Annotated in this window: 9 protein-coding genes; 3 read left to right on the top strand and 6 right to left on the bottom strand. The window is 74.8% G+C overall.

Annotated elements, in window-relative coordinates:
• The first annotated feature begins 377 nt into the window (after positions 1-377).
• Both ACFU6K_RS23485 and ACFU6K_RS23480 read left to right on the top strand, forming a co-directional pair.
• Positions 378-1,433, top strand: coding sequence for an LLM class flavin-dependent oxidoreductase (locus ACFU6K_RS23485; RefSeq protein WP_380666030.1), 1,056 nt, complete (start codon positions 378-380; stop codon positions 1,431-1,433).
• Entirely contained in the window at positions 1,430-2,716 is a 1,287-nt protein-coding gene (locus ACFU6K_RS23480) for an LLM class flavin-dependent oxidoreductase (RefSeq protein WP_380666028.1), read from the top strand. Before ACFU6K_RS23485 ends, ACFU6K_RS23480 begins: the two co-directional genes overlap by 4 nt.
• A gap of 65 nt (positions 2,717-2,781) precedes the next feature.
• Here the strand turns inward: ACFU6K_RS23480 and ACFU6K_RS23475 are convergent, their stop codons facing one another.
• The 3 genes from ACFU6K_RS23475 to ACFU6K_RS23465 all read right to left on the bottom strand — a co-directional run bounded on the left by ACFU6K_RS23475 (position 2,782) and on the right by ACFU6K_RS23465 (position 5,519).
• A complete protein-coding gene (locus tag ACFU6K_RS23475; RefSeq protein WP_380666026.1) occupies positions 2,782-4,116 on the bottom strand; it encodes an LAETG motif-containing sortase-dependent surface protein in 1,335 nt (444 codons plus the stop codon).
• A 218-nt stretch (positions 4,117-4,334) separates the two neighbouring features.
• Entirely contained in the window at positions 4,335-5,081 is a 747-nt protein-coding gene (locus tag ACFU6K_RS23470; RefSeq protein ID WP_380666024.1) for an MBL fold metallo-hydrolase, read from the bottom strand.
• A 246-nt stretch (positions 5,082-5,327) separates the two neighbouring features.
• Positions 5,328-5,519, bottom strand: coding sequence for a MarR family transcriptional regulator (locus ACFU6K_RS23465; protein ID WP_380666022.1), 192 nt, complete (start codon positions 5,517-5,519; stop codon positions 5,328-5,330).
• 189 nt (positions 5,520-5,708) lie between these two features.
• Between ACFU6K_RS23465 and ACFU6K_RS23460 the strand changes: the two genes are divergently transcribed.
• Positions 5,709-6,173 carry a type II toxin-antitoxin system PemK/MazF family toxin gene (locus ACFU6K_RS23460; protein WP_380666019.1) on the top strand — a complete coding sequence of 155 codons (465 nt, stop codon included), beginning with the start codon at positions 5,709-5,711 and terminating at the stop codon, positions 6,171-6,173.
• Positions 6,174-6,187: 14 nt separating this feature from the next.
• Here the strand turns inward: ACFU6K_RS23460 and ACFU6K_RS23455 are convergent, their stop codons facing one another.
• The 3 genes from ACFU6K_RS23455 to ACFU6K_RS23445 form a co-directional block, all read right to left on the bottom strand.
• The gene (locus ACFU6K_RS23455; RefSeq protein WP_380666017.1) at positions 6,188-7,156 is read right to left on the bottom strand and encodes a PLP-dependent cysteine synthase family protein; all 969 of its coding nucleotides are present in this window, start codon (positions 7,154-7,156) and stop codon (positions 6,188-6,190) included.
• 75 nt (positions 7,157-7,231) lie between these two features.
• Entirely contained in the window at positions 7,232-7,510 is a 279-nt protein-coding gene (locus ACFU6K_RS23450) for a MoaD/ThiS family protein (RefSeq protein ID WP_380666015.1), read from the bottom strand.
• Between the two features lie 111 nt (positions 7,511-7,621).
• The gene (locus tag ACFU6K_RS23445; RefSeq protein WP_310593142.1) at positions 7,622-7,741 is read right to left on the bottom strand and encodes a putative leader peptide; all 120 of its coding nucleotides are present in this window, start codon (positions 7,739-7,741) and stop codon (positions 7,622-7,624) included.
• Positions 7,742-7,835 lie beyond the last annotated feature (94 nt).

The following is a 7,835-nucleotide window of genomic DNA, read 5'->3' as shown; positions in this document are numbered from 1 at the left end:
CGGCGTACCCGGGCACGCCCACGTCGCTCCGGCGCGGCTCCCCCGCGGCTCCCCCGGGCCTCAGGCGGGCGGAAACGACGGTTGACGAACCGCCGGACGCCCTGGTCAACTGAAGCGGTGAACGCCTCGTGCCCGCTGGTCACCCGCAGCCACATCGACTTCGGTCGCGTGTGGTCCGCGGCGTGTCGCGGCTGAGCTGACCGTTCCCCCGCCGCCGCCCGGCTGACGTCCCGCCCGGCGCCGGTCCTCCCTCCCCCGCCCGTACGGGCTCCGCCCGCGGGCCGCCACCGCGCTCCGCGGCGCGCCCCCGCGCACCCGTGTCCCCGCACGGGCGTGCCGGTGCCCGCACGCGTCCGCACGAGGAAGTCAGGCTCACCATGCCCCGCCAGTTGCACCTGTCCGCAGCCCTCGACAGCCCCGGCCGTCTCGACGCCGGGCACTACGCCGCCCTCGCCCGCCTCGCCGAGCGGGCCACCCTGGACTTCGTCACCCTCGACGACTCCTTCGCCGCCGAGCCGAGCCGCCCCGACGCGCTCGCCGCCCTCGCCCGGACCGCCCCGCTGACCGGCCGGGTCGGGCTGGTGCCGACCGTCACCACCACCCACACCGAGCCCTTCCACACCTCGATCTCGGTCAACACCCTGGACTGGGTGAGCGAGGGCCGGGCCGGCTGGCTGGTCGGCGTCTCCACGACCGAGGCCGAGGCGCGGGCCTTCGGCCGCCGCCCCGTCGCCGCCGAGGACGAACTGTGGGCCGAGGCCGCCGACGCCGTCGAGGTGGCCGCCCGGCTCTGGGACAGCTGGGAGGACGACGCGGAGATCCGCGACACCGCCACCGGGCGGTTCATCGACCGCGACAAGCTGCACTACATCGACTTCGAGGGCCCGCGCTTCTCCGTCCGCGGCCCGTCCATCACCCCGCGCCCGCCGCAGGGCCGCCCGGTGGTCGTGGTGCCCGTCACCGCCGCCGACCTCGCGCCGGACGCCTCCCCGGGCGGGCGGGCCCGGGTCGACGCCGCGATCCGGTACGCCGACGTCGTCCTGCTCGACGCCCCCGACCGCGCCACCCGACTGACCGCCGCCACCGAACTGCGGCTGCGGGCCGGCGAGAACCTGCGCGTCCTCGCCCGGCTCGACGCCGCCCTGCCCGACCGGGCCGCCGACCAGCGGCTGCTCGACGAGCTCACCGCGACCGGCACCGGCGTCGACGGCTTCCACCTCTCCCCCGCCGACCCGTCGCGCGACCTCGCCGCGCTGGCCGACCGGATCGCCCCCGCCCTGCGCGCCGCCGGACTGCTGCGCACCGAGTACACCGGGCGCACCCTGCGCGACCACCTCGGCCTGGCCCGCCCGGCCAGCCGCTACGCCGCCCGCCCCGCCGACGGCTCCCCCGCCTCCACCGCCGCTCCCGCCCTCGCCGAGGTGACCCGATGACGGACCGACCGCTCAAGCAGATCCACCTCGCCGCGCACTTCCCCGGCGTCAACAACACGACGGTGTGGAGCGACCCGGCCGCCGGCAGCCACATCGAGTTCTCCTCCTTCCGCCACCTCGCGCAGACCGCCGAGCGCGGGAAGTTCGACTTCTTCTTCCTCGCCGAGGGCCTGCGGCTGCGCGAGACCAAGGGCCTGATCCACGACCTCGACGTGGTCGGCCGCCCCGAGTCGATCACCGTGCTGAACGCGCTGGCCGCCGTCACCGAACGGCTCGGCCTGGCCGCCACCGTCAACGCGACCTTCAACGAGCCGTACGAACTGGCCCGCCGCTTCGCCTCGCTGGACCACCTCTCCGGCGGCCGCGCGGCCTGGAACGTGGTCACCTCCTCGGACGCCTTCACCGGGGAGAACTTCCGCCGCGGCGGGTACCTGGACCGCGCCGACCGCTACACCCGGGCCGCCGAATCCGTCCAGCTGGCACGGGAGTTCTGGGACGCCGGGGAGGAGCCCGTGCGGCACTCCGGCCCGCAGTTCGAGGTCGAGGGACGGCTCTCGCTGCCGCGGCCGCCGCAGGGCCACCCGGTGGTGATCCAGGCCGGGGACTCCGACGAGGGGCGCGAGTTCGCCGCCGCCACCGCCGACGTGGTCTTCTCCCGGCACTCCACCCTCGCCGACGGCCAGGCCTTCCACGCCGACGTCAAGCGCCGGCTCGCCGCGTACGGCCGCAAGCCGGACGAGCTGAAGATCATGCCCGGGGTCACCTTCGTCCTCGGCGACACCGACGCCGAGGCGGCCGAACGGGCCCGGGAGATCCGCCGGGCCCAGGTGAGCCCGCAGACCGCGATCGCCTTCCTGGAGCAGGTCTGGGGCGTCGACCTGTCCGACCACGACCCGGACGGACCGCTGCCGGCCGTCGACCCCGACCCGGACAGCGGCCTGGTCCAGGGCCGGGTCCGGCACGCCGACCCGGTGGCCGTCGCCGCACGGTGGCGGGCGGTGGCCGCGGAGAAGAAGCTGACCAGCCGCGAACTGGTGATCGAGCTGACCGGCCGGCAGTCCTTCATCGGGGCGCCCGCCACCGTCGCCGCCGAGATCGACCGCTTCGTGCAGAGCGACGCGGCCGACGGCTTCATCCTCGTCCCGCACCTCACCCCGGGCGGACTGGACGAGTTCGTCGACCGCGTGGTCCCGCTGCTCCAGGAGCGCGGGGTGTTCCGCACCGACTACACCGGCCCCACCCTGCGGGACCACCTCGGACTGCCCGTCCCCGGTCGGCGCTGACCCGTACGACGCCGGCCGTGCGCGACCCGCCCGGGTGTCCCGGACGGACCGCGCACGGCGCGGGGTCAGCCGGTGCGGCGGCGGCGGACCAGGGCGAAGGCCCCCGCACCGGCGCCGACCAGCAGCGCGCCGACGCCCGCGATCAGGCCGGTCCGGTCGCTGTCCGCACCGGTGGACGCCAGGTTCGCGTCCACCGGCCGGGCGGGCGCGGCGGGAATGTTGTCCGCGGACAACACGGCGGGCGGCGAAGCGGCCGGAGCGGGGACGGCCGGCGCCTTGGTGGTGTCGCCGGCCGGCTGGGCGACGCCCGCTCCGCCGTCCGGCTTCGACTGCGAGCCGTCGGAGCCGGACGGCCCGGTCGAGGGCTCGCCGGCCTTGTGGGTGGTGGTCGGGGAGGGCTTCGGCGCGGGGGCGACGACCTCGGTGGTGGCGCCCTGCGAGCACATGGTGGTGCCCCGGAAGGGCAGGTCGTCGCCCTCGTTGACGAACACGCAGGGGTTCAGCGCCGTCCTGCCCAGCGGGCTGTCGGCGGGGTAGCTGACCCGGACCCGCCGGGTCGTCGAACTCTGGGGCGCCGCCGAGGAGTTGCGACCGTCCAGGTAGTGGCCCGCCACGGGCTCCGCCGGGGTCGTGACGCCCGGCACGGTGGTCCAGGTGCCGTCGGCGCCGCGGACCTCGACCTTGGCGAGACGGTCGGTGAACAGCACGTTGCCGAGGTTGGTGTAGGCGGACGGCGTCGGGTTCCTGAGCAGCGCGTCGAACTCGACGGGCTCGCCGCCCGCGACGACCTCGGCCGGGACCCCGGACACGCCGTTGCTGATCCCCTCCACCTTGACCACGTGGCTGTCGCTGAGCGGCGGCTCGACCGGGGAGTCCTGCGACCAGCCCTTGACGCTGGTGCGGAAGGTGAGGTTCGGGCCGGTGCCGCCGTTGGTGGCCCCGTCGTGGGGCCTGCCCATCGGGACACCGAGGCGCAGCCGGACGTCGGTGCCGCCCGCCGGGACCACGACCTTGCCGGTGCCGCCCGCGTTGACCACCTTGTCCGCCCCGGAGCGCTCCTTCAGCTCCACCGGCAGCCAGCCGCCGGTCAGGTCGCTGAAGTAGTCGAGGCTCAGGGCGTTCGGCGGCGTCCCGAGGTCGCTCTCGATCTCGAAGTCCAGCACGACGGCGGCGCCCTGGTCGCCCGGGTTGCCGAGGTGCTCGGTGAACTCGACCGGCCCGCCCGCGAAGCCGACCACCGCCGGGGTGTGCACGGTGAGGCTGAGCGGCCCGGCGGCGGCGAAGGCCGGGGCGGCGGTCACGGCGCCGCCGGCGACCAGCGCGGCGGTCAGCGCGAGCGCCGGGGTGAGCGCCGGGGTGAGCCGGCGGGCCCGGTTCAGGGCACGGTTGGTCTTGCGCATGGGATTTCCCCCTGGATATCCGTCCCGGACCGGTACGACCGGATCCGGGCAGCACGAAGCAGGCCTGATGAGTAGTGTGATCGCGTCCGTGCCCGACGGGCCGTCCGTTCCGGCGGCGTTTCCCGCCGCTCACTCACAAGGACGTGCGGGGGGCGGAGAGGTTGCGGGTCGTCCCGAACCTTTTTCCGGGATTCCCATCCGACCCCGCCGACCTGCGCTCAGACCTCGTACACCGCACCGGCCCGGGCGATCTCGACCGGCCCGGGGTAGGCGGCCGCGGCGTCCCGCCGGTTGTGCTCGGCGTCGGTCCACGGGGGGATGTGGGTGAGGACGAGCCGGCGGGCGCGGGCCGCGGCGGCGTGCTCGCCCGCCTCGCGGCCGTTGAGGTGGACGGCCTGGTAGGTGTCGCGCCCGTCGATGTACGCGGCCTCGCAGAGGAAGAGGTCGGTGTCGCGGGCGAGTTCGACGAGTGCGGCGCTCTCGCCGGTGTCCCCGCTGTAGACCAGCGAGCGGCCGTCGTGCTCCAGCCGGAAGGCGAAGGCGTCGACGGGGTGGTTGACCTGGGCGACGTCGATCCGGAACGGGCCGAGCCGGAAGCCGCCGGGGGTGAGGGTGCGGAACTCGAACACCTCCTTCATGCCGGGGTTCTCCGGCATGTCGTAGGCGCGGGCGAGCCGCTCGGCGGTGCCGGCCGGGCCGTACACGGGCAGCAGTTCGGGGCAGCCCTCGGCGCGGTAGTTGCGGGCCACCCAGTAGGCGCACAGGTCGACGCAGTGGTCGGCGTGCAGGTGGCTGAGCAGGACGGCGTCGACGTCGTAGAGGCCGGTGTACTTCTGGAGGGCGCCGAGGGCTCCGTTGCCGAGGTCGAGGACGACGCGGTAGCCCTCGGCCTCGACCAGGTAGCTGGAGCAGGGCGAGTCGGCGGCCGGGAAGCTCCCCGAGCACCCCACCACGGTCAGTTTCATCCGAGCCCCTCCGCCCCGACACATCCTGGCTGCTGCTGGAAAACGGCATCGCCGTCCTCCACGGGAACAGCGTGGAAAACAGCATGGAAAACGGCAGGCCGGGCCCGGTGGACCGGCCGGTAGCACTGCGTTGGTGTGTCGAGGGTAAGGGCGGAGCGGCACTTTGCCCCCGTCCCCGTGCCGGGCTGTGGGCGGAATCACCAGAACGCCCGGGGCGGGGGCGCGGGCGGTTGACGGGCCGGGGGATCAGCGGCGGCGGGGCCGGTTGCGGGCCCAGCTGCGGATGGTGAACGGGTACCACCGCGGGTGGCCGCTGCCGTCGATCACGTCCGGATCGGGCAGCAGCCGGTGCCGCCGGTAGCTGCGGACGGTCTCGCGCCGGACGTTGATGTGGCGGGCGATCTCGGCGTAGGACCACAGCTCGGGGCGACGGGCCACGGGGCACCTCCGGGGGACGGGGGCGGACGTTCGTGACGCAGCCTTGCCGGGACGGCCGGGGCTCCGGGCGCGGAACGGGCATTGTGGCAGTTCCGTGACGAACCGGGAGCAATGCGCGGACAAATGCCCGGACGGGTGCCCGGCCGTCGCGGTGGTGGCGTTCACCCCCGGCCCGGTACGGTTCGCCGCATGAACGGCATGACCGCTACCTGGCTCGTCCTGTCGCTGCTGGGCGTCGCGCTGCTGGCCGCCGCCGTGGCGGCGCTGGTGCGGCGCACCCGTCCGGCGCCGCGTCCGTCCGGGCCGGCGGGTCCGCGACCGCGACCGCGGACGGGGGCCGGCCCGCGGCCGCAGGAGGTCTGGTGGGCGCTGGTGCCGTTCGAGGACGGCCCCGGCTCCAAGGACCGCCCGTGCCTGGTGCTGCGGGTGCACGGCCGGACCGCCACCGTCGCGAAGATCACCAGCAAGCACCACGCCGAGCGCCCGGGCGTGCTGGCGCTGCCGCCCGGCGTGGTGGGCGACCGGCAGGGCCGGGCCAGCTGGCTGGAGACCGACGAGCTGCGCGAGGTGCCGCTGTCGGACTTCCGCCGCCGGGCCGGCACGGTGGACGGGCAGGTCTGGGCCCGGGCGCGGAAGGTGCTGCAGGGCCGCTAGGCCCTGGGGGCGGGCTACGCCCAGAGCTGGCCCTGCAGCGCCTCGACCGCGGCCTCGGTGGACTCGGCGGTGTAGATGCCGGTGGACAGGTACTTCCAGCCGCCGTCCGCGACCACGAAGACGATGTCCGCGCGCTCGCCGGCCGCCGCCGCCTTGCGGCCGACGCCGATCGCCGCGTGCAGGATGGCGCCGGTCGAGACGCCCGCGAAGATGCCCTCCTGCTGGAGGAGTTCACGGGTGCGCCGGACGGCGTCCGCGGAGCCGACCGAGAAGCGGGTGGTGAGCACCTCGGCGTCGTACAGCTCGGGGACGAAGCCCTCGTCCAGGTTGCGCAGCCCGTACACCAGGTCGTCGTAGCGCGGCTCGGCCGCGACGATCTTCACGCCGGGGACCTTCTCGCGCAGGTAGCGGCCGACGCCCATCAGGGTGCCGGTGGTGCCGAGGCCGGCCACGAAGTGGGTGACGGTCGGCAGGTCGGCGAGGATCTCGGGGCCGGTGCCGGTGTAGTGGGCACCGGCGTTGTCGGGGTTGCCGTACTGGTAGAGCATGACCCAGTCGGGGTGCTCGGCGGCGATCTCCTTGGCCATCCGGACCGCGGTGTTGGAGCCGCCGGCGGCCGGGGACGGGATGATCTCGGCGCCCCACATGCGGAGCAGCTCGCGCCGCTCCTCGCTGGTGTTCTCGGGCATCACGCAGACCATCCGGTAGCCCTTGAGCTTGGCGGCCATGGCCAGCGAGATGCCGGTGTTGCCGCTGGTGGGCTCCAGGACGGTGCAGCCGGGGGTGAGCCGGCCGTCGGCCTCGGCGCGCTCGATCATGTGCAGGGCCGGACGGTCCTTGATCGAGCCGGTGGGGTTGCGGTCCTCCAGCTTGGCCCAGAGGGTCACCAGGCCGTCGGCGTTGCCGGGGACGGCGGCGGACAGCCGCGGCAGGCGGACCAGCGGGGTGTTGCCGACGGCTTCGAGCGGACTGTCGTAACGCAAGGGAGGCCTCCGGCCACGGCGGTGAGGGTGGAGAGGGATGGTTCCCCCGCCGTGGCGACGGGGGAACCGGTCACGCTAGCGGGCGCCGCCGGCCACGGCGGGCAGGATGGTGACGCTGTCGCCGTCGGCGAGGGCGGTGGAGATGCCCTCCAGGAAGCGGACGTCCTCGTCGTTCAGGTAGACGTTGACGAAGCGGCGCAGCTCGCCGTCCTCGACCAGGCGGGCGGCGATGCCCGGGTGACGGGCGTCGAGGTCGGTGAAGAGTTCCCCGAGGTTGCTGCCGTTGCCCTCGACGGCCTTGGCGCCGTCGGTGTAGGTGCGGAGGATGGTCGGGATGCGGACCTCGATGGCCATGGGTGCGCTCCTGTGCGAGTCGTGGAGTGGGTGGGCCGCGGCGGACGCGGCGGGGCGGGCGCCCGGCGTCGCCGCGGGGCGGCGGGCCCGGGTGAGGTGGTGAAGCGGCTCTCAGCGCGAGCGCGCGGGCGTGCCGGGACAGATCGCACCGGCGTGCCGGCACAGGTCGATGTGCAGGCGCGCCACGAGGCGGGTGCCCGGGGCCTGGGTGCTCACATCGACGGAACGCATGGGCTCATCGTATAGATTCCCGGGCTCGCTTAGACATGCCCGTCTCGGGATCCGGATGTTCCCGTTCCCAGGGCTGAGACGACGACGGCCCGCC

Source organism: Kitasatospora sp. NPDC057512, from assembly GCF_042802135.1.
Taxonomy (GTDB): domain Bacteria; phylum Actinomycetota; class Actinomycetes; order Streptomycetales; family Streptomycetaceae; genus Kitasatospora.
This window is presented reverse-complemented; position numbering and strand designations above follow the sequence as displayed.

What these genes read in the sequence shown, in the direction of transcription:
- ACFU6K_RS23485 (WP_380666030.1), top strand. Translation starts at nt 378, where the DNA reads ATGCCCCGCCAGTTGCACCTGTCCGCAGCCCTCGACAGCCCCGGCCGT.
- ACFU6K_RS23460 (WP_380666019.1), top strand. Translation starts at nt 5,709, where the DNA reads ATGAACGGCATGACCGCTACCTGGCTCGTCCTGTCGCTGCTGGGCGTC.
- ACFU6K_RS23475 (WP_380666026.1), bottom strand. Translation starts at nt 4,116, where the DNA reads ATGCGCAAGACCAACCGTGCCCTGAACCGGGCCCGCCGGCTCACCCCG.
- ACFU6K_RS23470 (WP_380666024.1), bottom strand. Translation starts at nt 5,081, where the DNA reads ATGAAACTGACCGTGGTGGGGTGCTCGGGGAGCTTCCCGGCCGCCGAC.
- ACFU6K_RS23450 (WP_380666015.1), bottom strand. Translation starts at nt 7,510, where the DNA reads ATGGCCATCGAGGTCCGCATCCCGACCATCCTCCGCACCTACACCGAC.
- ACFU6K_RS23480 (WP_380666028.1), top strand. Translation starts at nt 1,430, where the DNA reads ATGACGGACCGACCGCTCAAGCAGATCCACCTCGCCGCGCACTTCCCC.
- ACFU6K_RS23445 (WP_310593142.1), bottom strand. Translation starts at nt 7,741, where the DNA reads ATGCGTTCCGTCGATGTGAGCACCCAGGCCCCGGGCACCCGCCTCGTG.